Origin of the sequence: Pseudoclavibacter sp. VKM Ac-2888 (assembly GCF_015351285.1) — a bacterium.
Classification (GTDB): domain Bacteria; phylum Actinomycetota; class Actinomycetes; order Actinomycetales; family Microbacteriaceae; genus Pseudoclavibacter.
On sequence record NZ_JADKSM010000001.1, the window covers coordinates 2,655,439 to 2,681,500 of the forward strand.

Sequence of the window (26,062 nt, forward strand, 5' to 3'; positions counted from 1 at the left end):
GAACATCTGATCGCAATGACGCACTAATGTTCGGAGCTACGAATGCAAGGACGCATCCAAGCCATCCTCGGAATCGACGCGGGAACCACCTCAGTGAAGACCGTCGCCTTCGCCCTCGACGGCACGATCCTTGCCGATGCGAAATCCAGTGTTCGCATCCACAGAGACGACGACGGCCGCGCCGAGGTCGATATGGCTCTCGTCTGGCAGGCCGCGGCCGCGACCATCACCGAAGTCGTCCACGAGCTCGGAGACACCGACGTCATCGCGATCGGCGTCACCGGCCAAGGCGATGGCGCTTGGCTGGTAGACAGCGACCTCCATCCGATGCGACCCGCAGCACTCTGGCTCGATGGACGGGCGAACGCACGCCTCGCCGACTGGCTCGAGGACGGTCGGGCAGCGACCGTCAACGACATCACCGGCTCCCCCCTCTTCGCCGGTGCACTCCCCCTCCTCGTCGACGAGCTCCAGGAAACCGGTGCACTCGACAACGACCGCCTCGGGTACCACCTGAACTGCAAGGACTGGCTGCGCTGGAACCTGACTGGCATCGTCGCCACCGACCCCAGCGAAGCTTCCCGCACCTACCTCGACACAGCCGTTGGCGCCTACTCGGATGAACTCCTGAGAGCCCTGAGCCACGAGCGGCTCCGGAACGCCCTACCTCCGGTGCAACCGCCAGAATCAGTCGGTGGGACGCTCCTCCCCCAGGTCGCGGAACAGCTCGGCCTTCCCGCCGGAATTCCCGTCGCCATAGGCCTTGTCGACACGGCCGCCGCAGGGGTCGGACTCGGTGCGATCGGCGACGGCCAGGGCTACGCGATCCTGGGAACAACCGGGTTCATAGGCGTGAACCACCCGTCCCGCACCGAAGTGAGGACCCGCGAGAGCATCGTGCTCTTCACCGGACGCGGCAGCCAAGTGCTGGAATCGATGGCCCCAATGACCGGGACACCGAACCTCGACTGGGTCAGAGACACGCTGGGGCTCACCCACGAGCACTGGGCGGCCGTGGAGTTGCAGGCCGACGTCGTCCCTCCGGGCAGCGGCGGTGTCATCTACCTTCCATACGGGGCCCCAAGCGGCGAACGCGCACCCTTCTTCGACCCGGCGGCTTCGGCGGGCTGGCTCGGGATGAGCATCACCACAACTCCCGCGCAACTCCTCCGAAGCGTCTACGAGGGCCTGGCGTATGCACTGACGGAGTGTCTCGACATGCTCGGCCTCGACGGTGATCTTCTCGTCTGCGGTGGTGGGTCGGAATCGAACCTGCTCTGCTCGGTCCTGGCCGATGTCAGCGGTCGCAGCATCATCCGACAGCAGGCCCCAGAGGTCGGAGCCCGGGGCGCCGCCACCCTGGCGCTTCTCGCGGGGGAACACGCATCGAGCCTGGAAGACGCCGTCCACATGTTGGCACCCGCCTCGAGCACCTTCACCCCTTCCCGTGAGCGAGCCGAGATCTACCGAGACGCCTACACGACCTTCATCGAGACGCGCGATGCGCTGAGGCCGGTTTGGCCCCAGCTGCGCGCGTTGCGCGAGCGATCAACGGCTCTCGCCGTGTCCACCGAGTATCCGAAATCCGAGCCACCACGACCCGCGCCCAGCCACCCAACCAGAAGCACGCACGTCCACCAAGGAGGATCCCTGTGACCGACTCCCGCCCATCCGTCTTGATCACCGCACCGTTTGACGCGCACCAGCTGGCGCTGCTGCGGACCAGCTTCGAGGTCACCAGCATCGCCCCTTCGATGGATGGCACCTCTCTGGCCCATCGAGGCATCGACGAGCAGCTCGCGGCCGCGGAGGTGATCGTCGCAGAGCTCGACCTCATCGACGAGGCGACACTGGCCCTTGCACCGAACCTCGCGGCCGTGGTCTCCTGCAGGGCAAAACCCGTCAACGTCGACCTTGACGCGTGCTCTTCCCGGGGAATCCCCGTGATCACCACACCCGGCCGCAATGCAGAGGTGACCGCCGACCTCAGCTTCGCCCTCCTCATGGCGACTGTGCGCCACGTGTCAGCGTCTGAGCGCTGGCTACGCGCCAAGAATTGGACAGAGAGCGATGTCTTCGAACCCTACGAACGCTTCAGGAGCATCGGCCTGGGCGGGCGAACGCTCGGAATTCTCGGCGGCGGAGCCGTCGGCCGCAGAATGCTCCGACGTGCACTCGGGTTCGGGATGAAGGTCAAGGTCTACGATCCGTTCCTCCCAGCTGACGCCTTCGGATCAGACGCGGTAGTCGCCACCCTCGACGAGGTGATGTCGACCTCGGACATCGTGACGGTCCACGTGCCCCTCATGGCAGAGACGGAAGGACTCATCGGCGCGCGGGAGCTTGCGCTGATGAAGAGCGATGCGTTCCTCATCAACGCGGGTCGTGCGGCGATCATCGACGAACAGGCGCTGATGGCGGTCCTCCGCGAGCACCGCATCGCGGGCGCAGGCTTCGATGTCTTCTACCAGGAGCCACTCCCCTACGACTCCGAGCTCTTCGCGCTCGACAACGTCACGATGACACCTCATATTGCCGGCGCCTCCGACGATGTCATCGCCGAGCACTCGCGCATCGCGGCCCACGCTCTGCAGCTCTGGCTCGCCGGAGAGCCGCTCCCCGGCGTCGCGAACGCCAAGGCTCTCACGACGGCAACCGCATCCTGACGCCCTCGTGCGCCCTCCGTTCGCACGCTGAACGGAGGGCGCTTCTCGCCGACTCAGCGGAGAAGCGCCGCGGCAGTCTCCGAGTCGGTCACGAGCATGTTGATCAGGCCACTGCCGAGCGCAGCACGGAGCGCAGGCAGCTTCGTCACGCCATGCGCCATGACGAGCCTCCGCGGGATCGTGCGCATCTGCTCGAGCGTCAGCCCGACGATGCGCTCATCGAGAGCGCCGAGGACGGCCTCACCCTGCGCATCGAAGAATCGACCAGCCAAGTCTCCGACAGCACCCTGCGCCGTGAGCGCGGCCCTCGCATCAGCATCCAGCGACTTGAGCAGGAGCCCCTGGTTCGCCTCGGTTCCACCGAGACCCGCGACCAGCACACCCGCCCCGCACGCAAGACGCAGCACCTCTTGCACGCCGGGGTCGGCGTACGCACTCTTCGCCGCGTCAGCTGACGCCGCAAGGAGCGGGGCGGGCAAGTGGAATGCCTGTCCACTGGTTCGTCGACCGAGCGTCGATGCGAGCTCATGCGGGTTCGCGCCATTGACGAGACCGCCGCCACTTCCGGCGATCGGCACGAACTTGGCACCGAGCGCCTGCTCCGGCACCTGGGCGGCGACGAGCGCCACAGCGGTCGAGATCCCGAGCGCGACGACCGCATCCTTCTCGATGACGCTGACGAGCGCTTCGGCGCCGACGGCCGCGAAGGCCCGGTCGGCTTTCGCGGAATCGGCCACACTCGGTGCGACCCACGCCTGGCGAAGGTCGTAGCGTGCCGCCAGGTCACGCTCTTCGTCAGCGAAGAGGGAGTCCTGAACGTGCACGACGATCTCGACGAGGCCGGATTCGCGCGCCTCTGCGAGCAGCCTGGTGACGCGAATTCGAGACAGGCCGAGCGCGTTCGCGATCTCCTGGTGAGTGAGGCCGTGTTCGTAGTACATCCGTGCAACGCGTCCCAGCAGCATGCCGCAATCCTCCCATGGAGCTCCGCCACGGTCGCCGATCTCGTTCTCGATCGAGTACTTGACACGGCCGGATTCGACGCCCACTATGTGTGGAGCATAAGTTCATTGTTGTGAACAAATGTACACCACTAGCCAGTACGTACTCAATGAGGAGTCTCCCTATGGCAATCAGTTCTCCCTCCAGTACCGAGAGTCGGTTCGCGCGGCTCCTGCGCACGCAGGGCATCGCTCGCCCCATCGCGTGGGGATTCGTCGCGCTGACGATCTTCATGATCGGCGACGGCATCGAGGCGGGCTTCCTCTCGCCGTACCTTGATCAGCAGGGCTTCGACGCCGGACAGATCACCGCACTCTGGGCGACGTACGGCATCGTCGTCGCCGCAGCCGCCTGGCTCAGCGGTGCGCTGGCTGAAGCCTGGGGTCCGAAGCGAGTCATGATGCTCGGCTTCGGTATCTGGGTCGTCTTCCAGGTGCTCTTCCTCGTCTTCGGAGTAATGGCCGAGAACTTCAGCATCATGTTGCTGGCCTTCGGCATCAGGGGCCTTGGCTACCCGATGTTCGCGTACGGATTCCTCGTGTGGGTCACGATGGGAACGCCGGAGAACGTGATGGGCAAGGCGGTCGGCTGGTATTGGTTCTTCTCCACCCTCGGCCTCGGCGTCCTCAGCTCCTACTTCGCCGGGGCGATCATCCCGGTCATCGGAGAGCTGGCGACGCTCTGGCTCTCGCTTGCATTCGTCACGGTCGGCGGCCTCATGGTCGCCCTCCTCCTCCGCAACCCAGTCAGCAAGAAGGTCACGGTCGCGAACAGCGTTCGGGGTGTGGTGAGCAGCATCACGATCGTCGGCACAAACCCCAAGATCGGCATCGGCGGCATCGTGCGCCTCATCAATACCCTCTCGTTCTACGCGTTCGTGGTCTTCCTAACGACGTACATGGTTCGAGACGTCGGGTTCGCAGTCGCCGAGTGGCAGGTCATCTGGGGCACGATGCTCGCCGCCAACGTCGCCGCCAACCTCATCTCCGGCTACCTGTCTGACTGGATCGGGCGCGTCAACGTCGTCGCCTGGGCCGGCGGCATCGGCTGCTTCGTGACGATCCTCGCCCTGTACTACGTGCCGACCGCAATCGGCCCGAACTTCGCAGTCACCATCGCCATCGCGATCGCCTACGGACTCGCGCTCGGCATGTTCGTGCCACTTTCGGCAATCGTTCCCCTCCTCGCCCCCATGCACAAGGCAGCCGCCGTCGCCATCCTCAACCTCGGCGCTGGACTCAGCCAGTTCATCGGCCCAGTGATCGCCGGACTTGTGACCCCGATCGGGATCCAGGGAACGATCTGGGTCATCGCCAGCCTGTACCTCGTCGGGTTCGTCCTGACGTTCATGCTCAAGCCCTCGAAGCCAGGCGTCACGGCGGACCAGATGTCGTCCGCCTCATCGACACCTGCGCCCATCGCCACCTGATCCATCCACATCTCGCCAAAACTCGGAGTGACACATGACCACACAACAGCGCGTCGAAGCGCTCACTGCAGAACTCAGCGAAACGGGACTCGGCGTCGTCGAGCGAGGCCTGGCCCTCGCTTCCGGAGGCAACCTCTCGGCACGCGTCGACGACACCACCTTCGTCGTCACCGCGTCAGGCACCTGGCTCGACCGGCTCACCCCCGACGACTTCACTGTGATGAACCTCGCCGGAGAAGTCGTAGCCGGCAACCCTTCTCCTTCCAGCGAATGGAAGTTGCACCAGCGGACGTACGAGGAGCGCCAGGACATCAACTCCGTCGTGCACGTTCACCCCCAGCACACTGTTCTCCTCGACGCGCTGGGCCACGAGATTCGGCTCATCACACTCGACCACGCGTACTACGTCCGCTCGATCGGCACCACGCCGTACTACCCGAACGGCTCCGACGAACTGGCCGATTCCGCTGCTGAGCAGGCAAAATCCCACAACTGCATCGTCATGGGCAACCACGGCTGCTCTGCGCTCGGGGAGACCATCTCCATGGCCTACCGCCGTGCACTGAACCTCGAGGAGGCAGCGACCGCGACGTACAGGGCGCTTCTCCTTGGAGATACGACAACCACGATGCCGGCCGACGCATTCGCCGCATTGCACCACGCGTGACCGGACAAGACAACTGGAGGACTTCATGACGCACCTCAACCAGCAGGCCCCGAACCTCGAAACCGCGCTTGGCCCCGACCTGAGCAGTGCCACGCGTGTCTTCCTCGCTGCACCCCCTCGCCTGCTGATCGACGGCGAGATGGTGGAAGCGCACTCTGCTCGCACGACGGACGTCGTCGACCCGGGCACCGGGCGCGTGATCGCTCGAGCCGCTGCCGCGGATGCAGTGGATGCGGATCGTGCAGTCCGCGCGGCTCGCCGGGCTTTTGCCGACACCTCACCGTGGCGCCGAATGAGCGCGCTGGATCGAGGGCTCGCGATCACTCGCTTCGCACGCATTCTCGAGGAACACCGCGAAGAGATCATCGACCTCGAGGTCATCGACGGAGGCAAGCTTCGCCGTGACGTGGAAGCCGGCGACTTCCCGCTCGCCATCCGTCATCTCGACTACTTCGCCGGCTGGACCTCCAAGATCGAGGGGAACACCATCCCCGTATCGATCCCAGACGCGATGGTGAGGACGGAGCGAGAACCCGTCGGAGTCGTCGCGCAGATCGTGCCGTGGAACTACCCACTTCTCATGGCCATGTGGAAGATCGCCCCCGCATTGGCCGCCGGGTGCACCATCATCCTCAAGCCAGCCGAGAACACTCCGCTGAGCGCCCTGCGCTTCGGTCAACTGGCGCTCGAAGCGGGCATTCCGCCGGGCGTCCTCAACATCCTGACGGGATATGGGGCTGAAGCCGGGGAAGCCCTCGTCGATCATCCCGGCGTCGACAAGGTCGCTTTCACCGGCTCAACGGCAGTCGGAACTCGGATCGCACAGCGGGCGGCCCCCATGGTCAAACGCGTCACACTCGAGCTCGGCGGCAAGAGCCCGAACATCGTCTTCGACGACAGCCCGGTACCGGAGGCCGCGCGAGGCGCCGCATCGGCGATCTTCTCGAACGCTGGACAATCCTGCTCAGCAGGCTCACGCCTGTACATCCAGCGCGGCATCTTCGAGGAGGTCGTCGGCGAGCTGGCAACGATCGCCGAGTCGCTGCGTGTCGGTCACGGTCTTGCAGAGCAGTCGCAACTCGGTCCGCTGATCAGTCGCACGCAACACGAGCGCGTCCGCGGCTTCATCGACGGCGCCCTGCAGCAGGGCGCCACAGCCGCCGCGGGCGGATCGCAGCTTCCCGACGGCGTCGACTCGGCGGGCTACTACGTGCGGCCGACCATCCTGACGGATGTCGACGACACCTTCACGGCAGTTCGGGAAGAGATCTTCGGTCCCGTCGTCGTCGCGCAGCCGTTCGACGACGTCGACGAGATCGCCAGGCGCGCCAACGACTCCCCCTATGGATTGGCGGCTGGAATCTGGACACGCGACATCGGCCGAGCGAATCGCCTCGCTCGGCGCCTTCAAGCAGGAACCGTGTACATCAACATGTACGGCGCCACCGACGCGGCCGCCCCTTTCGGCGGGTACAAGATGTCCGGCTACGGCCGCGACATGGGGCATGCGAACCTCGAGTCCTACCTCGAAACGAAGACGGTGTGGACCAGCCTCGACTGATCATCGCGCTCTGGCAGATCTCGATCGGTATCGTCGTCCAGATCCTGGCGATCTCGTGCTGGTTCGCTACAGCCGCCGCCGTCCCGTCGCTCACCATCGAGTTCGATCTTGGTGCGACGGGGCGGACGCTGCTGGTCGCCGCGGTGCAGGCGGGGTTCGCGCTGGGCGCGGTTGCCGTAGGGCTTTCTCGCATCACCGATCGTCTCGACCCCCAGCTCCTGATCCCTGTCGGCTCGCTCGCTACCGCGCTTGTCACGCTCTTGCCGTTGCTCGCTTCCGAGAGCCTCGCGCTGCTTGTGGCTTCTCGAGTGCTTGTCGGCGTCACACTCTCCTGCGTCTACCCCGCAGGGATGCGTGCAACCGTGTCCTGGTCGACACCGCGCTGGCGGGGCCTGGCGGTCGCAGGTGTCGTCGCCGCACTCACGCTGGGGACTGCAGCGCCGCATCTGCTTGAGGCAACGCCGGTTGAGGATTGGCGAGGTGTGCTCGTCGCCTGCAGCGCCTCAGCCACCGTTGCAGCGCTCCTCGGCCTCACCCTGCGGACGGGAAGCCACGCAGCTCGGCGCTCATCCGCTGGCGACGTGCCGACGGAGAGGTCCGAGCGAGCGAGCGCCCTCACAACCTCGCCGCTCGGTTCGCGACAGCAGCAACGCATCGCCTTGGCCTACATCGGCCACATGTGGGAGGTCTACGGACTCTGGGTCTGGCTTCCGGCGCTGCTTCTCACCCTTCCCGGGTGGATCGGACAGCAGATAGGCCTCTGGGCGTTCAGCATCGTCGGGCTGGCTGGCGCTGTTGGCTGCGTCATCGGCGGGGTGGTCGCGAGCCGCTACGGCAAGCGAGTCACGGCGCGCTGGTCAGTTGGGATCTCGGCCACTTGCGCCCTCGCGACGCCGGCTCTGGTCGCACTCCCGGTCGCATTCGCACTCGTCATCCTCGCCGTCTGGAGTGCATCCGCGATCGCCGATTCCCCCCTCTACTCCGCCATGGTCGGGGACGCCGCTCCCCCGCAGCAGGTCGGCAGCGCCATCGCCACGCAAATGGGTCTGGGGTATTTCCTCAGCATCGGTGCGATCGCCCTCGTCGCAGCTCTGGCCAGCGTCGTCGGCTGGCAGTACGCGTTTGTTGTGCTGGCGATCGGGCCGATCGCGAGCTTCGTCGCGCTTCGGAAGCCGGCACGCTCACAGTCCTGAACGAACGACTGCGTCGGTTGGATCGGCGAGCACGAGGAAGCTGACTCCCGGGTTCTCGACTGACGTCATCCACTCTCACCCGACTTTGTCGGTGGTCGCCGTTAGCGTCGCACCATGAACATCATCCTCATTCCCGGCTTCTGGCTCACGGGCGATTCCTGGGCCCCCGTCACACAGGCGCTCGAAGCGGCTGGCCACACCGTGCATCCGCTGACCCTGCCCGGCAAGGGCCCCGGTGAGGAGCAAGCCGGCGTCGGCCTTCGCACCCACATCGAGGCCGTCATCGCGCTCGTCGACTCGCTCGACGGCGACGTCGCGGTCGTCGGGCACAGCGGCGGCGGAGCCGTGGCCTACGGCGTCGTGGATGCGCGACCCGAGCGCGTCGCGAAGGTCGTGTACGTCGACTCCGGCCCGCTCGCAGACGGCGGCGTCATCAACGACGAACTGGAAGCGTCCGGCGCCACCCTCCCGCTGCCCGACCGCAGCGCCTTCGGAGAGCCCGAGCTGGTCGACATGAGCGAGGAGGTCTGGAAACGGCTCGAGGCAATCGCCGCGCCCGAACCCGCCGGCGTCGCGACCGAGAAGCAGCAGCTGAGCGACGAACGCCGCTACGACGTGCCAGCTGTCGTCATCACCAGCACCATGCCGGAACCACTGCTCCGGCAGTTCATGGAGGGCGGCCACCCCTACGTCGCAGAACTCGCTCGCGCACGCTCAGTTCGCATCGTCGAACTCCCGACGGGCCACTGGCCGCAGCTCACGAAGCCCGCAGAACTCGCCGCTGCCGTCGTCGACGCCGTGACGGACTGAGAACGACAAGACGCCGCATCCCGAGCACCGGCGGGTCAACCTCACCGAGCAGACATCACCGGGTGGATGTTGTCGCGCCGACGTCACCGCACCAACGCCAGCGCGTCGAACACGGAGGGGCCAAAAGAGGAGCGGGATAGAAAGAAAGAAAGAAAGAAAGAGGGACTAGAAGATGAGGGAGAGAAGGGGCAGGGGGCTAGAAGAGGATCTGGACGACGGCGAGCAGCGCGACTCCGCCCAGGACCGCCGCGAGCACGGCGACACCGATGCGCATCTGGGGACGTCGCCGCGAGCCGATGCTGCTCGATGTCTGCGCGAGCTGCGTCGCGGCTATCAGCTCCGGTGACCCGGCCGGCGGGAGCTGCTCCGTCACGCTCCCCGGGTCGGACGCAGGAACGTCGATCGAGTAGTCACTCGGGTCGACCCGCTCCGGCAGACGCTCGAACCTGCCGTTCGCTGCAGTACCCATGTCGCTCCTCCGCTCCATCGTCGCCCGCACCACTTGCCGCCCTCACCCTCACCCCACGCTATCGAGCCCAGGTCCGAGAGCCCCGGGAGCTGCCGCTTCTGTCCGCCATCCGAACCTGCGAGAATCCGCGCATGCGCAAATGGCTGCTCCTGGCCGCGGCGATCTCGTGCGAGGTCACCGCATCCCTCTCCCTCAAGGGGGCACTGGATGCCCCCGCTCTGTACGCGGTCGTCGTCACCGGGTACCTGGCTTCGTTCGCGTTCCTCGCACTTGTGCTGCGCGCCGGCTTGCCCCTCGGCGTCGCCTACGGCATCTGGGGTGCCCTGGGGGTCGCCCTGACCGCCCTGCTGTCGGCGGCGCTCTTCGCCGAACCGCTCACCGCACTCATGGGCCTCGGCATCGTGCTCATCATCGGCGGCGTGCTGCTCGTCGAGCTGGGATCGCAGCGCGCGCACGACCGCGCCAAACGACTGAGAGATCAGACGCAGAGGGCCGCCGGGGTGTCCGCGTGACGCTCGGCTGGCTCTTCCTCGCCGGCGCGATCCTCACCGAGGTCGGCGGCACGCTCTCCCTGCGGAAGACCGTCGACGGCAGCCGCCTCTGGTACCTGCCCGTCGCCGTCGGCTACGTGACCGCCTTCACACTGCTGTCGCTGACCTTGGCGCAGGGGGTCCCGCTCGGCGTCGCCTACGGCATCTGGGCGGCCGTCGGCGTCGCACTCACCGCCGTGCTCAGCCACTTCATCTTCAAGGAGCCGTTCACGTGGATGATGGCGGCCGGCATCGCCCTCATCGGCGCCGGGGTGCTGCTCGTCGAGGTGGGTGGCCAGCACTGAGCACCGGCCACCTCACGTTTCAGCTTCGGGCTGACGTGGCGGCGGCAACCGCTTCGACGGTGAGCGGCGGGCCGCCCTGGGATCGGCGCTCCACGATCGGGAATGCTGCGCCGTTCAGCACCACCACGGGGGTGGCGAGCGAGCGGACCCGGGCACGCACGGCGTCGAGATCCACCTCGACGATCACGTCACCGGCCTCGACGACGTCACCCTCCGCTCGCTTGAGGTCGAACCCCTCGCCGTGCAGGTCGACGGTGCCGAGGCCGATGTGCACGAGGACCTCGAGCCCTTCGGGGGTCGTGACGCCGAACGCGTGGCCGGTCGGGAACAACGCCGTGATGGTTCCGGATACGGGACTGCGGAAGTCGCCGGACGTCGGCTCGACCGCGAAGCCGTCACCCATCGTGCCCGCGGAGAACGCCTCGTCCTCGACGTCGGAGAGGCGGATCACCGTTCCTTCGACCGGGGCGAGGACGTCGATGCGCTGGCCCGCAACGCCTGCAATGCCAGCAGCCCCGCCGGTCACGCCGGCCGTGGCCGCAGCGCCCTCCAGCGCGGCCTCGTCGCCGAGCAGCTTGTTCTTCTCGTCGCCCTGATTCGCGTTGTGCTCGGCGAGGAGCGCCGGCGTGAAGCCCCAGAAGTAGGTGATCAGGAAACCGGAGATGTACCCGGCGAGGAGCCCGACGACATACGCGAGGATCGCGTATCCCTGCCCGTTGTCGCTCTGCAGCAACGGCAGCAGCGCCCACCCAGAGGGGCCGATCGCCGTCGCGCCGAAGGCACCCGCGAACTGGTTGAAGGCCCCAGCGACTGCACCGCCGACGGCACCGCCGAGGCAGGCGGTGAGGAAGGGGCGCCCCAGCGGCAGCGTGACCGCGTAGATCAGCGGCTCCCCGACGCCCAGGATGCCGACCGGGAGGGCACCCTTGATCGTCGTCCGCAGGGACCTGTTCCGGTTCAGCCTGAAGTAGATCGCGAGCGCGGCGCCGACCTGTCCCGCTCCCGCCATCGCGAGGATCGTGAGGAGCGGCGTGAAGCCCACCTGCTCGATGAGCGTCGCGTGGATGGGGATGAGCGCCTGGTGGAGGCCGAGCATCACGAGCGGCAGGAAGAGCCCGCCGAGCACGAACCCGGCAAGGAGACCGGAGTTGTCGAGCAGCCAGATCGCGCCCGTGCCGATGGCACTCGCGATGTTGCCCGCGACGAACATAAACACGAAGATCGTGGCGAGTCCGGAGATGAGGAGAGCCAGCGTCGGCGTGACGAGGATGTCGATGGCATCCGGGATCTTCCCGCGCAGACTGCGCTCGATCCAGGCGCAGAGCCCGGCGGCGAAGATAGCCCCGATGACGCCGCCCTGCCCGGGTGCGAGCACGATTTCGCCGAGGACGGGGAGGCTGTACTGCACGTCGCTGATGCCGGCGAAGACGATGATCGCCGCGACGGCGCCACCGAGCGCGGGTGTGCCGCCGAACTCCTTGGCGGCGTTGATGCCGGCGAAGATCGGCAGGAACGCGAAGAACGCCGAGCCGATGACGGTGAGAGCCGGAACCACCGCCTCGACGAACTCAGGAGCCGTCCCGACCGTGACCCAGTTGACGAGGAGCCCGCGAACGGCGGCCACGATGCCGGCTCCGATGAGCGCCGGGATGAGCGGCACGAAGATATTGGCGATCTTGCGGATGAAGTTCTTGAACGGGGTGTTGTTGCGCTGCTTCTGACCAGCCTTGATGGCCGCGCCACGCGCGGCGAGGGCCTCGGCGTCAGCACCTGAGGCACCGAGCGCTCGACGGAACCCGTCGGTCACCTTGGTGACCTTGCCTGGTCCGAGCACGACCTGGTAGGTGTCGTCATCGACAACGCCCAGCACGCCGGAGAGCGATGTGATCGCGCCGTCGTCGACCAGGTCGCGGTCGACGAGAGAGACCCGCATCCGCGTCATGCAGTTCTCGACGCCGGCGATGTTGCCTGGGCCACCGAGCAGCTTCAGCAGCTCGCTGGCGAGATCGTCGTTTGCGCTCATGGGCATCCTCTTCTCGCGACGTTGCTCGAATTTTGAAGAACAGTACCAGGATGAACGAAGAAAAGGTAAAAAAGTTCCCTTCGCCGGCGTGAGCCAGCGCGATCCACCACGGCGAGACGGGACGCCGCGACCTCGTTCACGCTCGTCGCCGAACCTCAGCCCCGCGGGACCGCCCGATGCGTCTTCTCGATGGCCGCGACAGAACCCTCGTAGTCGACCTGCGCGACCCCGGTGAAGACGCAGTCGACGACCATGAGCTGCGCGATTCGACTGCCGAGCGCCGCGGAACGCAACGGGGTCTCCCGGGCAGCGGTGCGCAGGACGATGTCGGCGAGACCGGCAAGCGATGACCGCTCATGGTTCGTGATCGCGATCGTCGTCGCTCCGGTCGACTTCGCGATGCGGAGGAACTCGACCACCCCAGCGGTCTCGCCTGAGTGCGAGATGGCGATCGCGACAGACCGATCGTCGAGCACAGCCGCGGCCGTCCATGCCGCATGGGCCTCCGGCCACTCGAGGGCGATTCGCCCGATTCGAGAGAGCTTGCGCTGCAGGTCGACACCGACCACTGAACTCGCCCCGATCCCGTGGATGTCGACACGGGCGGCGCCTGCGATGGCCGCGACGGCAGCCGCCAGGGAGTCGATATCGAGGACCTCAGCGGTGTCCGCGATCGAGAGCGTCTCGTTCATCGCGATCTTGGCGACGACGTCGGCGAGCGAATCGCTCGGTGAGATGTCGGCCGCCGGGGCGACCCCTCCGCTCGAGGCGAGGCGCTCTCGCAGGTTCTGCTCGGTGAGGTCGTGACGCAGATCGCGGAAGCGCGCGTATCCGGCACGTCGCGTGAACCGCACGACCGTGGTCGTCGAGGTGTCGGCGAGCTCCGCGATCTCCGCCATCGACTTCGACGCGAAACCCTCGGGGTCGGCGAGGAGCGCCTCGGCGATGCGACGCTCCGATGGCCGGAGCGAGGGCAGCAGCGCCCGAAGCTCAACCAGTACAGTGCGAGAGTTCGCCTCAGTGCCTTGAGTGCTCACGATCCACCTGCTTTCCGAGGACAGCGTAGCGAGGCTCCACCGCACCGCGCCGTGGAAGTTTATTTACTTACCCACCGCATCTCGTGTACTTTCATAACTCAGGATCGCACGGTGGCGAGCCGAGGATCGGAGACGAGCATGCCAGACACAGAGATCTCGACACTCGCGGCGCTCTCGACCGAGGGGCGCAATCCGCGCAGCATGGAGCTCGACACACTCGAAACCGAGCAGATCCTGCGCCTCATGAACGACGAGGATGCGACCGTCGCCGGCGCCGTCCGCGCCGCGCTCCCCGTCATCGCGCGAGCCGCCGATCGCATCGCGGAGGCGCGGCGTGCCGGCGGGCGACTCATCTACCTCGGCGCTGGCACCAGCGGCCGCATCGGCCTCCTCGACGCGGTCGAGTGCCCTCCGACCTTCGGCACCTCACCCGAGGATGTCCTCGGCGTCATGGCCGGTGGGTCGCAAGCGTTCGTGCGCGCCGTCGAGGGCGCCGAGGACGACCCCGAACTCGCTGAGCGGGAACTCGACGCAGTCGCCCTGCGGGCAGAGGATGTCGTCGTGGGACTCGCAGCGAGCGGACGCACGCCGTACGTCATCGGCGGACTCAAGGCCGCCAGGCGCCGCGGCGCCGCGACCATCTCCATCGCCTGCAACGCGGGCGCGCCCATCAGCGCGGAAGCCGATATCGCGATCGAGGTCGTGACCGGGCCGGAGGTCCTCACGGGGTCGACCAGGCTCAAGGCCGGCACCGCTCAGAAGCTCGTGTGCAACATGCTCTCGACGGCCAGCATGGTCCGCGGTGGCAAGACCTACGGCAACCTCATGGTCGACGTCCGCCCATCCAACGCCAAGCTGGTCGACCGGGCTCAGCGCATCGTCGCCGAGGCGACGGGGGCGTCACGCGCCGACTCCGACGCCGCACTCGCATCGGCGAGCGATCATGCGAAGACCGCCGTGGTCATGCTGCTCGCCGACTGCGACGCGCAGCGGGCCGCCGCCCTGCTCACCGAGGCCGAGGGAAGCGTGCGCAAGGCGGTCGAGCTCGCCGCAGGCTGAGCCCGGCGACCGAGAGCTGAGCTGAGCTGAGCTGAGCTGAGACACACCGCCCACAGGTCGACGGCCCTGCTCGTCACCGGGCGTCGAGGCCCACCAGCTCCGCGCTGCGCTTCCACAGGCCCTCGATGAGGTCCTCGTCGAAGATCTGCGGATTCACGTTGGTCGCGTGGTGCCGCTCGTCGTAGTACTCCCCCGCCTGCCAGGTCACACCGGGCTGCCCGGCGATGAACCACTCGAGCGTCTCGCCGCCCTTGGCCGCGCTGATCGTGAAGAGCTTCGCGAGCGGTGTGCGATAGAGCAGGCGCATGAGGCTCGTCGAGTCGGAGGAGAAATTCGTGCCGACAACCCCGGGGTGGAAGGCGACGCTCGCGACGGGCCGTCCCGCCAGACCTCGGTGCAGCCCCTTGGTGAAGAGGATGTTCGCGAGCTTCGCGTCGCCGTAGGCCTTGTTCGCGCTGAAGCGGGCGTCGTTGTTGAGGTCGTCGAGATCGATGCGACCCATGAGCCGCGCCGCGATGCTCGCCGTGTTCACGACGGCCCCCACGCTGACCTGGTCGAGCAGGAGGTTCGTGAGCAGGAACGGTGCGAGGTGGTTGACCTGCAGGGTCAGCTCGTGACCGTCGACGGTGCGCGTTCGGTCGCCGAAGATGCCGCCGGCGTTGTTCGCGAGCACGTCGATCGGGCCGACCTGCTCGACGAGTCTTGCCGCGAGCTCCCGCACTTCGTCGAGGCGGGAGAAGTCGGCGACGAAGCGCTCCGCCCCGATCTCCTCGGCGACGGTGGCTGTCTTCTCCGCGTTGCGCCCGACGACGACCACGCGCCACCCCTTAGCTGCGAGGGCCCGCGCCGCCGCAGCTCCGATCCCGTCCGAGCCGCCCGTGATGACGACCGTTCGCGCATCAGCCACGAGCGTTCGCCTCCAAGACGCTCTCGAGCCGCGTGATGATCGCCTCGAGTCCGAAGTCGAAGGCCAGCTCGAGGCGACGCGACGGCTCGAGCGACGTCGTCACGCCGTGGAGGACGGGGTGCGCGATGGGGTCGGCCGGCCACGGAATGGGCGGGGAGGCCGCATCCACGACCCGCCCGAAGGTGAGCCCTTCGAGCACGGCGATCGCGACGAGCGCCTGCTCGTCGGTGAACCCCACCGCGCGGAACGTGATCGCGATGGCCTCGTAGACGTTGAGCGTCTCCTCGTCGCTCACGGGTTCCTGCACCATGATCGGCAGGGCGAGCGGATGCTTCGCGAGGGCCGAGGTGTAGTCCTTCGACCATCGTCGGACCTGGTCCTGCCAGCTCAGGGCGGCGAGCGCCGCGAGGTCCTCGTCGGTGGCGTCCTCGAGTCCGATCGCGAGCGACAGCTCCGTGCTGATGAGGCTGCGGATGCCGTTGACGATGCCCTCCCGCCCATGCACGTGGTGGTACATCGACGAGGCGCTCACGCCGAGCTCCTTCGCGAGGACCGGGATGGAGAAGTCACCCTTTCGGTCGATCTGGTCGAGCGCAGCCAGACAGATCTTCTCGGGCGACAGGATCGGTACCCGCGGACGAGCCATTGTCACACTCCCAGTTCTCGATCCACGGCAGAGCGTGGAGATGGATCGGTCTAGAAGACTATGACGCTTCTCGCGCGCTCGCCTCTTCGCATGGCATCGAACGCGTCGTTGACGTCGCTCAGCTGGATGCGTTCGCTGATGAGCTTGTCGACGGGCAGGCGCCCGGCGAGGTAGAGCGCGGCGAGCTTCGGGAAGTCGCGGCCGGGCACCGTGGAGCCGTAGTTCGTGCCGATGAGGCGCTTGCCGGTCTCGGCGAGCATCAGGGCGTCGATCGAGACCGGGGCGTCGACCGGCGGGAGTCCGACGATGACGGCGGTGCCGCCCGGCGCGATGAGGCTGGGCAGGGACTCGATGGTCTGCACGCGTCCGATCGCCTCGAACGCGTATTCGGCGCCGCCACCCGTGATCGCAGCCACCTGGGCGGCGAGATCGGGCCCAGGCACGATCGTGTGGGTTGCCCCGAGCTCGCGGGCCGCGGCGAGCTTGTCCTCGTTGAGGTCGATGGCGATGATGGGGTTCGCTCCCACGAGGTGCAGGCCCATGATGATGCTCTGCCCGACGCCACCGGCGCCGATGACAACCGCTGACTCGCCCGCGTCGACGGAGGCGTCGTTGACGACCGTGCCGATGCCGGTGGCGATCGAGCAGCCGATGAGGCTCGCGACGTCGAACGGCACCTCACGGGGAACCTTGATGGCGGCCGACTCCGGCACCACCGCGTACTCGCTCATCGTGCCGGCCGTGAGGTACGGGTACACGGGTTCGCCGTCGAGCGACAGGGGCGTCGTGCCGTCGGGGAGGAGGCACTCCTCGCTGCGGCTGCCCGTGCACACGTAGGCGCGACCGCTGAGGCAGGCGGTGCACCGGCGGCAGGGGTAGAACCAGCTGAGGATGACGTGGTCGCCCGGTTCGACGTCGACGACGCCTTCGCCGATGGCGATGACCTCGCCGGCACCCTCGTGGCCCATGACGGTGGGCGATGGCAGCTGCCAGTCGCCGTCGAGCACGTGCCGGTCGGAGCCGCAGACGCCGGACGCGCCGAGCTTCACGAGCACGGTGCCCGGCCCCGGCTCAGCGACCTCGATCTCGCGGATCTCGAGCTGGTTGCTTCCCTCGAAGTGAACTGCCGCTTGTGCGCGCATGGTCAGACCCCTTTCCGGGTGGTCGTCTGGTGAGTGGTCGTGGCTTCCGTGTCCGAGAACGCGCCGACGCCGCGGCGCCGGTAGAGCAGCTGGGCGAGCAGCAGGTACACCCCGCCCGAGAGCACGGTGGCTGGGGCCGAGGCGGTGAGGATCAGGAAGAGCGGATGCGTCTCGAGGGTCACCGGGTTGTAGATCCACAGGTAGAACGCCGCACCGACGACGACCGAGATGATGCCGGCCCAGTTGACGCCGCCCGTGAAGTGGTAAGCGCTCTCGCCTCGGAGCCGGTAGAGGTCGGGGAGGCGAACCCACTGGCGTCGGAGCACAAAGTAGTCGGCGAGGATCGCCCCGGACATGGCGGCCAGGAAAGCGCCGGAGATCGTGACGAACACCATGAACTGCTGGTACATGAAGTCCGGGAAGAACGTGAGGATCGCTGGGAGCACGAAGAACGCGCCGCAGAGCAGCGGCCAGGGCACGCGCCCGAGGAGGTTGCCGCTCGCCTGCCTGATCGCGAGCACCGTCGAGTAGACGATGGAGGACATGCTCGTGATGTTGGCGAACGAGATGAACAGCAGCATGAACGCGCCGAGGATCGGACCGCCGAGCGGGAGCATCCACACCGTCGGGTCGGAGTCGCCGAGGGTGAGCGCCGCGGCCATGCCGACGACCTGGGCGACGAGCGTGCCGACGATGAGGCCGGTGAACGCCGGCCAGAGCGCGGCCTTGGGCGAGCGGGTCATGCGCGCCATGGAGCCCATCACGGGGTACCAGGAGAAGCCGACGGCGACGTTGAACTCGACCGCGAGCATGAAGTTCAGCTGCGATTCCTCGAACGGAGCGAGGGGCTCGGCCGCGAAGAGCGCCTCCCAGGACGTGTTCGAGACGAGGAAGAACAGCATGAAGACCGTGACGAGCACGAGGCCCGGGGCGACGAAGCGGTTGAGCTTGCCGATCGTGACGGGGCCACGCGACAGGATGAGCCACGCGATGAGGATCGCGACGAGGCCGACGACCGTGACGAGGAGGCTGCCAGAGCCGAAGTCGGTGCCTGCGGCACCGTTGGCGACCTGCGTGACGGCGCGGCCGACCATGATGGCGAGGAGCGACGACCAGCCCATCTCGGTGACGAGGATGACCGTGAAGACGAGCACGCCCACGCCGATGAGCCCGAACACGGGGCGGAGGATCGTGTACTGCTCGACGCCGAAGCGCGCGCTCGCCGCCGTGGCGGCCGGCACCATGATGCCGAGGCCGATCGCGTTGCCGATGACCATCGCGGCGATGCCGTCCTGGAAGCCGACGAGCAGCGCGGTCGAACCGCCGACGAGGAACGCCCAGGTCGCGATCGCGAGGCTCAGGTTCACCCAGCTGTAGTCCCAGCCGGACCAGATGCGCTCCTTCTTGAGGAGCGGCAGCGAGCCGAACGTCGCCGCCTGGTCGAGTTCGGCGGATGCACCCTCGACCTTTCGCCCGGCGCCGCCGCTCACTGGATCACCACGAGGGCGCCAGCGGCCACGAGGGCCACGCAGGTGAGTGCGAAGAGGCCGATGTCACGGCCGCTCAGGGGTTCGTGCGCGATGTCGCCGGCTTCGGCGGTCGCGATAGAGTCGAGTCGTCTCGCGAGATCTGCCGTGATCTCCGGGTCGCGCATGTCCATGGGTCCAGCCTTCGTCGTCGAATCCAGAAGAACCGAATTACTTTCGGTTTCGGCTATCCTGAGGCTGCTCCCCCGGCCATGTCAAGAACTACTTTTCGAGAGACACGGCAGGCTCGAGATCCGAGCGACCACGACGACGATGTGAGGCTGGCAATGGCGCTGATTTCCGTACTGCAGGCACAGGGCGCCGTCGGCGCCGTCGAGGAGAACCTCGAGCTCCTCCGCTCCTTCGCCGGGCGAGCGGCCGAGGCTGGCACCGACATCCTCGTCACGCCAGAGCTCTTCGCCACCGGCTACGCGCCAGAGCGAGTCGCCGGCGAGGACGGCTCGGCCATCCGCGAGCAGATCGCACGCATCGCCGCCGACTCCGGCATCGCGATCGTCGCTTCCACGGTCGAGCACACCATCGAACGCTCAGCCGGGTTCGCCGCCAACGCCACGACCGAGCGCCGCTTCATCTCGGCTTCGCTCTTCGCGAGCGACGGCAACGAGCTCACCCGCTACCGCAAGTCGAACCTCTTCGGCGCTGAGGAGCAGCGGGTCTTCGACCTCGGGGATGCCGCCGCCGAGGTCGTCGAGGTCGCGGGCCTCAGGGTCGCGCTCGCCATCTGCTACGACATCGAGTTCCCCGAGATCGCTCGACGTGCCGCGGTCGCGGGCGCGGAGGCACTGCTCATCCCGACGGCCGTTCCGTCGACGGGCGACGTCGCGGGCGACCAGCCGGGGCACTCGTACAACGCCGAGGTCATCTCGACGCACATGGTGCCCGTGCGGGCCCTCGAGAACGGGCTGTACATCGCCTACGCGAACCACTCTGGTCCGGGATTCACGGGGCTCAGCTGCATCGCGAGCCCCTACGGCAACACTCTCGCCATCGCCGGTCGCGACGACACCGAGCTGCTGAGCGCTGAGGTCACGCCCTCGGAGGTGGCGAAGTCCCGCGAGGTCAACACGTACCTGCAGGACCTCCGCGACTTCCGCTAGCCCCGCACAGTTCGGCCGGCTGCACGCCTACCGGTCGCTCGTCGGCCCGATCGGCTCGGACGCCGAGCCGTCCTGGGTGTCGGGCCGCGCCGCATCCCTCGACCGTCGGCGGGCCGCCGTCTCGCGGCCCAGCTGCCGCCCGCCGAAGACGACGAGCACGAGGCCGACGACCAGCGACGCGATGCGCACCCAGATGGGAAGATCCGCGATGAGCGCCGGGCCGGCGAAGATGAAGGTGGCGGCAACGAAGTACCAGACGGCGACCTGCTGGGGAGCGGCTTCCTGCTCGGGCTTCATGCCCACAACCCTACGAGCGGCAACTGGACGCGACGTCGACGAGCCGGCCGCGGGTGTCGTCCGCGGGGGTCAACCGCGGCCACGGGCCACACGGGCCTAGGTCAGGTGCGGCGCGTTAGCATCGGGGATGCTTCAGCGAACCCTCGGCCGTACCGGCCGCCCCGTGTCCATCGTCGGCCTCGGCACCTGGCAGCTCGGCGCCGACTGGGGTGACGTCGACGAGCACGCAGCGCTCGACGTCCTCAGCGCCGCCGTCGAGAGCGGCGTCACCTTCTTCGACACCGCCGACGTCTACGGTGACGGTCGAAGCGAGACGCTGATCGGGACCTTCCGACGCGAGAACCCGAACGCCGACGTCTTCGTCGCCACGAAGATGGGACGCAGGGGCCCACAGGATCCCGCCGAGTTCACGCTCGACAACTTCCGGGCCTGGACGGACCGCTCGCGCAAGAACCTGGGCGTCGACACCCTCGATCTGGTGCAGCTGCACTGCCCACCGACCCCCGTATTCTCGAACGATGCCGTCTACGACGCCCTCGACACGCTCGTCGCTGAGGGTGCGATCGCCGCCTACGGCGTCAGCGTCGAGACCGCGGATGAGGCCCTCGCCGCGATCGCCAGGCCAGGAACCGCGTCCGTGCAGATCATCTTCAACGCGTTCCGCCTGAAGCCGCTCGACCTCGTGCTACCGGCAGCGCGCGAGGCTGGCGTCGGCATCATCGCCCGAGTGCCCCTCGCCTCCGGCCTCCTGAGCGGCAGGTACACGAAGGACACGACCTTCTCGGCCGACGACCACCGCACCTACAACCGCGACGGCAGCGCCTTCGACGTCGGGGAGACCTTCTCAGGCGTCGACTTCGGCACCGGCGTCGAGGCGGCCCAGGCGTTCGCCGCGGCGCTTCCCGAGGGCATCTCCCCCACCGCGGCGGCCATCGCCTGGGTCGCAGCGCAAGACGGGGTGACGAGTGTCATCCCCGGCGCACGCAACCGAGCGCAGGCGGAGTCGAACGCATCCGCCGCCTCGCTCGAGCTGCCCGCGGATCTCGACGCGAACGTGCACGAGATCTACGACCGGTTCTTCCGCCAGACGGTCCACGCCCGGTGGTGAGCGGCTTCGCGGGCGGCTCCACTGCGGGGTCGCCCCGCGCGGTTTAGGCGGACGCCGCAGCTGTAGCCGTGCACTTCGGGCACAGGCCGAAGATGTCGACGACGTGCCTCGCCTGCGTGTAGCCGTGCTTCGCGGCGACGCTCGACGCCCACTGCTCGACGGGGTCAGCCGTGATCTCGACGGCCGCTCCGCAGTTGCGGCAGATGAGGTGGTGGTGGTGCTCGCCCATGACGCAGGCGCGGTAGACGACCTCCCCCTCGGCGTTCTGCAGCGAGTCGGCCTCCTCGCTCTCGCTCAGCGCGCCAAGCGTGCGGTACACGGTGGCCAGCCCGATGCGCTCGCCAGCCGCCGACAGCCGCTGGTGGAGCACCTGGGCGCTCACGAACTCCGACGACTCCGCCAGAGCGCGGCGCACGGCCTCACGCTGACGGGTGTTCCTCTTGACGGGGGCCGCGGCAGCACCGGCGGTCGCGCCGCCCTCACCGTTCGTCTCGTCACTCATATCAGCCGACCATACCGGGGGCGGATGCGCGTTGCGAGACGCCCTGCGCGAACCGGTCGACGACGCCCTTCGCGAGGAGCGCGATGACGAAGATCGCGACCGCGGTGAGCGCCATCGACCCGCCGGCCGCGAACGACAGCGACCGGGACACCTGCAGGCCGACCACGGCGGCGGCGACGCCGAACGCACAGGACAGGGCGAGCATCCACCCGATGCGCTTCGTGAGGAGCCTGGCCGCCGCCGCGGGAGCCGCGATCATGGCGATCGCCAGGATGGACCCGATCGCCGGCATCGCGACGACCACCGTGAGCGTGATGAGCGCCAGCGCCACGAGATCCCAGACTCCCTCGCGGAAGCCGGCCGCGCGGAAGCCGCGGGCGTCGAAGCTCGAGAACAGCAGCTGCTTGCCGAAGAGCGCGTACACGCCGAGGACAATCACGAGCGCCGCACCGAGCAGCCACACGTTGGTGGGGTTCATGGCGAGGATCGACCCCGTCAGGTACGAGTCGACGCGCACCGACTGGCCGCGGTTGAGCGACGCGAAGAGCATGCCGAGCGCGTAGCCGAAGCTCAGGATGATGCCGGCCGCCACCTGCTTGCCCTGCCGCGGCACTCGCGAGAGCGCGGCCATGAGCGCCACGAGCAGCAGGCTGAAGATGGATGCGCCCACGACGATGTTGATGCCCACGACGGCCGCGAAGACACCGCCGGGGAACGTCGCGTGCGTGAGGGCGACGGTGTAGAAGGCACGCTGGCGCAGCAGCACCAGCACGCCGACGAGACCGCTGAGGAGGCCGACCAGCGTGCCCGTGAGCAGCGCGAGAGCGAAGTAGTCCATGGCTACGAGACCACCCCGGCAGCGGATGCGGGGGCACGGCCAGCAGCGGCGGCGGAGCCTCGGCGGCGGGCGGCGGCGAACGCGGTGAGCCTCGTCACGACGACCACCACGAGGTACAGCGCGACGAGCACGAGCACGAGCACGGCACTCGGGGAAGCCTGGATGCCAGCATCCAGCGACAGCCAGAGGCCAGCCCAGAGGCCGACGAGCCCGCAGCCGACCGACACGAGGAGCGAAACCACGGCGATTGCCCAGACCCGACGCGTGACGAGGCGAGCGACGGCGACCGGCACGATGAGGAGGGCGAGCACAAGCAGGTTGCCGACCGCACGTGCGGCTGCGACGACCACGAGCGCGATCGCGATGTTCAGCGCCAGCTCGTAGGCGAGCACCCGCATGCCGGACGCCTGCGCCTGCTTGCGGTCGAAGGAGACGAGCAGCTGCTCCTTCCAGGTGCCGAGGACCAGCAGCACGGCGGCGCCGCCGAGCACGCAGATCGCGACGACGTCAGCGCTCGAGACCGTGAGGAGCTGCCCGAAGAGGAGATGCTCGAGTCCTGACGCGTAGTCGACGCTGCGCGAGACGATGACGATGCCGAGGGAGAACGCACCGGCGAGGACCACGGCGATGGTCGCGTCTGAGCCGATGCCACGCGCCGAGGCGATGGTCAGTGCAACCGTCGCGATCAGGGCCGCGATGCCGGCGCCGACGTAGACGCCGTCGGTGCCCGCCGCAATGAAGCCGATCACGACGCCGGGGAACACCGAATGCACCAGGCCGTCGCTGAGGAACTCGAGGCCGCGCAACGCGAGGGCCGTGCCGACGATGGCACTCGCGACCGCGAGCACGATGATGGCGACGGCCGCGCTCTGCACGAACGGCAGCTGCAGCAGGACGGAGAGATCGGTCACACCCGGGCCCGCTCGTGATCGTCGCTGTCGTCGCCGCCCGGCGCGCAGACCGTGCCGTGGGCGCCGCCGTGCGCTTCGGTGTCTGCGGACGTGCCGGAGAACGCCGCCGCGAGCGCCGCATCCGTCAACGCCTCCGAGATGGGCCCGCCGGCGATCTGCCTGCCGTTGAGCAGCAGCACGTGGGAGCACACCTCATGCGCGAGCTCGAGGTCGTGCGTGGAGACGACGATGCCGACCCCCGTCTCTCGGAGGCGGCGCAGGGTCGCGATGAGCGCATCCCGGTTGGCGCGGTCGAGGCCGTTGAACGGCTCGTCGAGGAGGATGAGCCTCGGCTCGGTGGCGAGCGCCCGAGCGAGCAGGCCGCGCTGCCGCTGACCACCCGACAGCTCCCCGAAAGTCGTGTTGGCGAGCTCGGTGAGCCCGACCGTCTCGATGGCGCGACGCACGATCTCGCGATCAGCGGCTCGCGGCCACCGGAGCAGCCCGATGCGCCGGTAGCGGCCCATCATCACGACCTGGCGGAGCGAGACGGGGAAGTCGGGGTCGATGTGCGTCGACTGCGGCAGGTAGCCGACCTCCGACGCGCGAGACCCCGGAGCCGAGCCGAGCACCTCCGCGGTGCCGCTGGTCGACAGGAGACCGAGCAGCGACTGCAGCAGCGTCGACTTGCCCGCGCCGTTCGGGCCGAGCAGCGCGACCGCGTCGCCCTCACCCAGCTCGAACGACACACCGGTCAACGCAGGCGCCTCCCTGCCATAGGCAATGGAGGCGTCGCGGTACGAGACGAGCGGGGTTGGATGCGTCACTGCTGCGCGAGCACCTCAGGCACGTCGGTCGCGGTGGCGCCCCAGGAATCGATGATCATCTGAGTATTGTGCACCGTCGCACCGACATACGTGCCCGTCGGGGTTCCCGGCTCGCCGAGCGCATCCGTCGCCAGCGCCTCATCACCCGAGAACACCTTCGCTCCGGTCTGAGCCGCGATGGTCTCCGCGTTCTGCGGGGAGAGCTGCGTCTCGGTGAAGATGGCCTTCACGTTGTGCTCCTTGATCTCTGCGATGAGGGAGTCGATCTCGGCGGCACTCGGCTCGGCGCTGTCGTCGAAGCTCGGCATGATCGAGCCGACGAACGTGATGCCGTACTGGTCGAGGTAGTAGTGGAGCGCGTCGTGGTTGGTGACGATGACCCGCTCGGCCTCGGGGACGGCGTCGACGTTCGCTGCGATCCACGTGTCGAGCTCGGTCAGCTGGGCGTCATAGGCGTCGGCGTTCGCCTGCACCGCGGCGGCGTCGATGCCGGGGAGCTCCTCGAGGTGCGTGGCGATCTCGGCCGCCATGAGCTTCGCGTTCGCGGGTGAGGTCCACGTGTGGGGGTTGCCCTCGGCGTGCTCATCCTCAGCGTGCGCCTCGCCCTCCGCGTGCGCCTCCTCCTCGTGGCTGTGCTCTTCGCCCTCGGCGTGCGTGTGCTCGTCCTCAGCGTGCTCTTCCTCACCGTGCTCGTGCTCGTGGCTGCCCGACAGCGTTACGTTGGCCGAGGCATCCACGACCTCGCCCGAGTAGCCGCTCGACGAGACGGCCGCGTCGAGCCACTCCTCGAGTCCAGCGCCGCTCGAGACGACGAGATCGGCCGAGCCGAGCGCGACGAGGTCGGCGGGGGTCGGCTCGAAGCTGTGCGCGCTCATGCCGGGCTGCAGCAGCTGCGTGACCTCGACGTTCAGGCCCTCGGTGAGCTCGCGGGTGAAGTCGGCGACCTGCGTGGTGGTCGCGACGACGGTGAACGACTCGCCCTCCGCGGTGGGTGCCGCGGCGCTGTCGGTTGCCGCGGTCGGACCGGAGCAGGCCGCGAGCGCGAGGGTGGACAGGCCGGCGAGGGCGATGAGGGCAGGAGAGCGAAGGTTCACCCGTGGAGTGTAATTCGTACTGAGAATCAATGTCAATTGCGTGGGCTGGGAATTGCGGTCGGTAGCTCGGTGGGTCCCGTGGCTGCCCGGCGGCTCGGCAGCCCGGCGGCCCGACGGCTGGGTGGCTGGGTGGCTGGCTGGGCGGCTGGGTGGGTGGCTGGCTGGGCGGCTGGGTGGCTGGGCACAGAGTTGTGGATAGACGCTGCTACGACCCGCGCCAACGACACCCCTCCACAACTCTGTGCAACGCGGCGAGCGTGCATCCCCGTCCGCCCTCACCTCACGGGCCGGGAACCGAGCCCGCGCCCGGGCGCCCCGGCGGCTGGGTGGCTCGGTGACTGGGTGGCTCGGTGACTGGGCACAGAGTTGTGGATAGACGCTGCTACGACCCGCGCCAACGACACCCCTCCACAACT

27 protein-coding genes are annotated in these 26,062 nt (G+C 68.0%); 12 read left to right on the forward strand and 15 right to left on the reverse strand.

Annotated elements, in window-relative coordinates; all coding sequences use genetic code 11:
- Positions 1 to 42 precede the first annotated feature (42 nt).
- Together ITJ61_RS12525 and ITJ61_RS12530 are read left to right on the forward strand one after the other, a co-directional pair.
- Entirely contained in the window at positions 43 to 1,656 is a 1,614-nt protein-coding gene (locus tag ITJ61_RS12525; RefSeq protein WP_104307515.1) for an FGGY family carbohydrate kinase, read from the forward strand.
- Positions 1,653 to 2,666 (forward strand): NAD(P)-dependent oxidoreductase, encoded by a 1,014-nt coding sequence (locus ITJ61_RS12530; protein WP_181059545.1) that lies wholly within the window; start codon positions 1,653 to 1,655, stop codon positions 2,664 to 2,666. Before ITJ61_RS12525 ends, ITJ61_RS12530 begins: the two co-directional genes overlap by 4 nt.
- A 53-nt stretch (positions 2,667 to 2,719) precedes the next feature.
- Here ITJ61_RS12530 and ITJ61_RS12535 read toward each other — a convergent pair whose 3' ends face one another.
- Entirely contained in the window at positions 2,720 to 3,631 is a 912-nt protein-coding gene (locus ITJ61_RS12535) for a sugar-binding transcriptional regulator (protein WP_146080611.1), read from the reverse strand.
- A 161-nt stretch (positions 3,632 to 3,792) separates the two neighbouring features.
- Here ITJ61_RS12535 and ITJ61_RS12540 point away from each other — a divergent pair, with 161 nt between their 5' ends.
- The 5 genes from ITJ61_RS12540 to ITJ61_RS12560 all read left to right on the forward strand — a co-directional run bounded on the left by ITJ61_RS12540 (position 3,793) and on the right by ITJ61_RS12560 (position 9,328).
- On the forward strand, positions 3,793 to 5,097 hold the full coding sequence (locus ITJ61_RS12540; RefSeq protein ID WP_104307517.1) for an MFS transporter: 1,305 nt from the start codon (positions 3,793 to 3,795) through the stop codon (positions 5,095 to 5,097).
- A gap of 34 nt (positions 5,098 to 5,131) precedes the next feature.
- Complete coding sequence (locus tag ITJ61_RS12545) at positions 5,132 to 5,764, forward strand: class II aldolase/adducin family protein (RefSeq protein ID WP_194686359.1); 633 nt, start codon at positions 5,132 to 5,134, stop codon at positions 5,762 to 5,764.
- A gap of 25 nt (positions 5,765 to 5,789) precedes the next feature.
- The gene (locus ITJ61_RS12550) at positions 5,790 to 7,325 is read left to right on the forward strand and encodes an aldehyde dehydrogenase family protein (protein ID WP_104342006.1); all 1,536 of its coding nucleotides are present in this window, start codon (positions 5,790 to 5,792) and stop codon (positions 7,323 to 7,325) included.
- Complete coding sequence (locus ITJ61_RS12555; protein ID WP_194686360.1) at positions 7,307 to 8,518, forward strand: MFS transporter; 1,212 nt, start codon at positions 7,307 to 7,309, stop codon at positions 8,516 to 8,518. Before ITJ61_RS12550 ends, ITJ61_RS12555 begins: the two co-directional genes overlap by 19 nt.
- Before the next feature lie 114 nt (positions 8,519 to 8,632).
- Positions 8,633 to 9,328 carry an alpha/beta fold hydrolase gene (locus ITJ61_RS12560; protein ID WP_194686361.1) on the forward strand — a complete coding sequence of 232 codons (696 nt, stop codon included), beginning with the start codon at positions 8,633 to 8,635 and terminating at the stop codon, positions 9,326 to 9,328.
- 196 nt (positions 9,329 to 9,524) lie between these two features.
- Here the strand turns inward: ITJ61_RS12560 and ITJ61_RS12565 are convergent, their stop codons facing one another.
- Complete coding sequence (locus ITJ61_RS12565; RefSeq protein ID WP_194686362.1) at positions 9,525 to 9,797, reverse strand: hypothetical protein; 273 nt, start codon at positions 9,795 to 9,797, stop codon at positions 9,525 to 9,527.
- Between the two features lie 131 nt (positions 9,798 to 9,928).
- Between ITJ61_RS12565 and ITJ61_RS12570 the strand changes: the two genes are divergently transcribed.
- Together ITJ61_RS12570 and ITJ61_RS12575 are read left to right on the forward strand one after the other, a co-directional pair.
- A complete protein-coding gene (locus ITJ61_RS12570; protein WP_194686363.1) occupies positions 9,929 to 10,309 on the forward strand; it encodes a DMT family transporter in 381 nt (126 codons plus the stop codon).
- Complete coding sequence (locus ITJ61_RS12575) at positions 10,306 to 10,632, forward strand: DMT family transporter (RefSeq protein WP_104243859.1); 327 nt, start codon at positions 10,306 to 10,308, stop codon at positions 10,630 to 10,632. The genes ITJ61_RS12570 and ITJ61_RS12575 overlap by 4 nt, the downstream gene beginning before the upstream one ends.
- Positions 10,633 to 10,651: 19 nt before the next feature.
- Here the strand turns inward: ITJ61_RS12575 and ITJ61_RS12580 are convergent, their stop codons facing one another.
- Together ITJ61_RS12580 and ITJ61_RS12585 are read right to left on the reverse strand one after the other, a co-directional pair.
- Positions 10,652 to 12,655, reverse strand: a complete 2,004-nt coding sequence (locus ITJ61_RS12580) for a glucose PTS transporter subunit IIA (RefSeq protein ID WP_228496664.1) — start codon at positions 12,653 to 12,655, stop codon at positions 10,652 to 10,654.
- A gap of 155 nt (positions 12,656 to 12,810) precedes the next feature.
- Complete coding sequence (locus ITJ61_RS12585; RefSeq protein ID WP_104243863.1) at positions 12,811 to 13,692, reverse strand: MurR/RpiR family transcriptional regulator; 882 nt, start codon at positions 13,690 to 13,692, stop codon at positions 12,811 to 12,813.
- Between the two features lie 138 nt (positions 13,693 to 13,830).
- Here ITJ61_RS12585 and murQ point away from each other — a divergent pair, with 138 nt between their 5' ends.
- A complete protein-coding gene (murQ, locus tag ITJ61_RS12590; protein ID WP_194686365.1) occupies positions 13,831 to 14,751 on the forward strand; it encodes an N-acetylmuramic acid 6-phosphate etherase in 921 nt (306 codons plus the stop codon).
- 73 nt (positions 14,752 to 14,824) lie between these two features.
- Here the strand turns inward: murQ and ITJ61_RS12595 are convergent, their stop codons facing one another.
- Genes ITJ61_RS12595 through ITJ61_RS12615 form a run of 5 tightly spaced genes read right to left on the reverse strand, consistent with a single transcriptional unit; the run spans position 14,825 to position 19,106 of the window.
- Entirely contained in the window at positions 14,825 to 15,658 is an 834-nt protein-coding gene (locus ITJ61_RS12595) for an SDR family NAD(P)-dependent oxidoreductase (RefSeq protein WP_194686366.1), read from the reverse strand.
- Complete coding sequence (locus tag ITJ61_RS12600) at positions 15,651 to 16,304, reverse strand: TetR/AcrR family transcriptional regulator C-terminal domain-containing protein (protein ID WP_194686367.1); 654 nt, start codon at positions 16,302 to 16,304, stop codon at positions 15,651 to 15,653. Before ITJ61_RS12600 ends, ITJ61_RS12595 begins: the two co-directional genes overlap by 8 nt.
- 50 nt (positions 16,305 to 16,354) lie before the next feature.
- Complete coding sequence (locus ITJ61_RS12605; protein ID WP_194686368.1) at positions 16,355 to 17,446, reverse strand: alcohol dehydrogenase catalytic domain-containing protein; 1,092 nt, start codon at positions 17,444 to 17,446, stop codon at positions 16,355 to 16,357.
- A 2-nt stretch (positions 17,447 to 17,448) separates the two neighbouring features.
- Positions 17,449 to 18,936, reverse strand: coding sequence for a purine-cytosine permease family protein (locus tag ITJ61_RS12610; RefSeq protein ID WP_323744355.1), 1,488 nt, complete (start codon positions 18,934 to 18,936; stop codon positions 17,449 to 17,451).
- On the reverse strand, positions 18,933 to 19,106 hold the full coding sequence (locus ITJ61_RS12615) for a hypothetical protein (RefSeq protein WP_194686369.1): 174 nt from the start codon (positions 19,104 to 19,106) through the stop codon (positions 18,933 to 18,935). The genes ITJ61_RS12610 and ITJ61_RS12615 overlap by 4 nt, the downstream gene beginning before the upstream one ends.
- Before the next feature lie 153 nt (positions 19,107 to 19,259).
- On the opposite strand from ITJ61_RS12615, the gene ITJ61_RS12620 reads away from it, so the two are divergent.
- On the forward strand, positions 19,260 to 20,090 hold the full coding sequence (locus ITJ61_RS12620; RefSeq protein ID WP_194686370.1) for a nitrilase-related carbon-nitrogen hydrolase: 831 nt from the start codon (positions 19,260 to 19,262) through the stop codon (positions 20,088 to 20,090).
- A 27-nt stretch (positions 20,091 to 20,117) separates the two neighbouring features.
- Here the strand turns inward: ITJ61_RS12620 and ITJ61_RS12625 are convergent, their stop codons facing one another.
- A complete protein-coding gene (locus tag ITJ61_RS12625) occupies positions 20,118 to 20,387 on the reverse strand; it encodes a hypothetical protein (RefSeq protein WP_146082031.1) in 270 nt (89 codons plus the stop codon).
- Between the two features lie 127 nt (positions 20,388 to 20,514).
- On the opposite strand from ITJ61_RS12625, the gene ITJ61_RS12630 reads away from it, so the two are divergent.
- Positions 20,515 to 21,495, forward strand: coding sequence for an aldo/keto reductase (locus tag ITJ61_RS12630; RefSeq protein ID WP_194686371.1), 981 nt, complete (start codon positions 20,515 to 20,517; stop codon positions 21,493 to 21,495).
- A 43-nt stretch (positions 21,496 to 21,538) separates the two neighbouring features.
- On the opposite strand, the gene ITJ61_RS12635 is transcribed toward ITJ61_RS12630, so the two are convergent.
- The 5 genes from ITJ61_RS12635 to ITJ61_RS12655 are packed head-to-tail and all read right to left on the reverse strand — an operon-like array spanning position 21,539 to position 25,646.
- Positions 21,539 to 21,997 carry a Fur family transcriptional regulator gene (locus ITJ61_RS12635; protein WP_194686372.1) on the reverse strand — a complete coding sequence of 153 codons (459 nt, stop codon included), beginning with the start codon at positions 21,995 to 21,997 and terminating at the stop codon, positions 21,539 to 21,541.
- A gap of 1 nt (position 21,998) precedes the next feature.
- Positions 21,999 to 22,835, reverse strand: a complete 837-nt coding sequence (locus ITJ61_RS12640; RefSeq protein WP_194686373.1) for a metal ABC transporter permease — start codon at positions 22,833 to 22,835, stop codon at positions 21,999 to 22,001.
- 2 nt (positions 22,836 to 22,837) lie between these two features.
- Positions 22,838 to 23,746, reverse strand: coding sequence for a metal ABC transporter permease (locus tag ITJ61_RS12645; protein ID WP_194686374.1), 909 nt, complete (start codon positions 23,744 to 23,746; stop codon positions 22,838 to 22,840).
- On the reverse strand, positions 23,743 to 24,552 hold the full coding sequence (locus ITJ61_RS12650; RefSeq protein ID WP_104243885.1) for a metal ABC transporter ATP-binding protein: 810 nt from the start codon (positions 24,550 to 24,552) through the stop codon (positions 23,743 to 23,745). Before ITJ61_RS12650 ends, ITJ61_RS12645 begins: the two co-directional genes overlap by 4 nt.
- A complete protein-coding gene (locus tag ITJ61_RS12655; protein ID WP_194686375.1) occupies positions 24,549 to 25,646 on the reverse strand; it encodes a metal ABC transporter substrate-binding protein in 1,098 nt (365 codons plus the stop codon). Before ITJ61_RS12655 ends, ITJ61_RS12650 begins: the two co-directional genes overlap by 4 nt.
- Positions 25,647 to 26,062: the final 416 nt, after the last annotated feature.

Coding starts and splice junctions, on each gene's coding strand:
- ITJ61_RS12570 (WP_194686363.1), top strand. CDS start 9,929: ATGCGCAAATGGCTGCTCCTGGCCGCGGCGATCTCGTGCGAGGTCACC.
- ITJ61_RS12600 (WP_194686367.1), bottom strand. CDS start 16,304: ATGGCTCGTCCGCGGGTACCGATCCTGTCGCCCGAGAAGATCTGTCTG.
- ITJ61_RS12560 (WP_194686361.1), top strand. CDS start 8,633: ATGAACATCATCCTCATTCCCGGCTTCTGGCTCACGGGCGATTCCTGG.
- ITJ61_RS12620 (WP_194686370.1), top strand. CDS start 19,260: ATGGCGCTGATTTCCGTACTGCAGGCACAGGGCGCCGTCGGCGCCGTC.
- ITJ61_RS12630 (WP_194686371.1), top strand. CDS start 20,515: ATGCTTCAGCGAACCCTCGGCCGTACCGGCCGCCCCGTGTCCATCGTC.
- ITJ61_RS12525 (WP_104307515.1), top strand. CDS start 43: ATGCAAGGACGCATCCAAGCCATCCTCGGAATCGACGCGGGAACCACC.
- ITJ61_RS12625 (WP_146082031.1), bottom strand. CDS start 20,387: ATGAAGCCCGAGCAGGAAGCCGCTCCCCAGCAGGTCGCCGTCTGGTAC.
- ITJ61_RS12550 (WP_104342006.1), top strand. CDS start 5,790: ATGACGCACCTCAACCAGCAGGCCCCGAACCTCGAAACCGCGCTTGGC.
- ITJ61_RS12635 (WP_194686372.1), bottom strand. CDS start 21,997: ATGAGTGACGAGACGAACGGTGAGGGCGGCGCGACCGCCGGTGCTGCC.
- ITJ61_RS12640 (WP_194686373.1), bottom strand. CDS start 22,835: ATGGACTACTTCGCTCTCGCGCTGCTCACGGGCACGCTGGTCGGCCTC.
- ITJ61_RS12545 (WP_194686359.1), top strand. CDS start 5,132: ATGACCACACAACAGCGCGTCGAAGCGCTCACTGCAGAACTCAGCGAA.
- ITJ61_RS12540 (WP_104307517.1), top strand. CDS start 3,793: ATGGCAATCAGTTCTCCCTCCAGTACCGAGAGTCGGTTCGCGCGGCTC.
- ITJ61_RS12565 (WP_194686362.1), bottom strand. CDS start 9,797: ATGGGTACTGCAGCGAACGGCAGGTTCGAGCGTCTGCCGGAGCGGGTC.
- ITJ61_RS12605 (WP_194686368.1), bottom strand. CDS start 17,446: ATGCGCGCACAAGCGGCAGTTCACTTCGAGGGAAGCAACCAGCTCGAG.
- ITJ61_RS12535 (WP_146080611.1), bottom strand. CDS start 3,631: ATGCTGCTGGGACGCGTTGCACGGATGTACTACGAACACGGCCTCACT.
- ITJ61_RS12615 (WP_194686369.1), bottom strand. CDS start 19,106: ATGGACATGCGCGACCCGGAGATCACGGCAGATCTCGCGAGACGACTC.
- ITJ61_RS12580 (WP_228496664.1), bottom strand. CDS start 12,655: ATGAGCGCAAACGACGATCTCGCCAGCGAGCTGCTGAAGCTGCTCGGT.
- murQ (WP_194686365.1), top strand. CDS start 13,831: ATGCCAGACACAGAGATCTCGACACTCGCGGCGCTCTCGACCGAGGGG.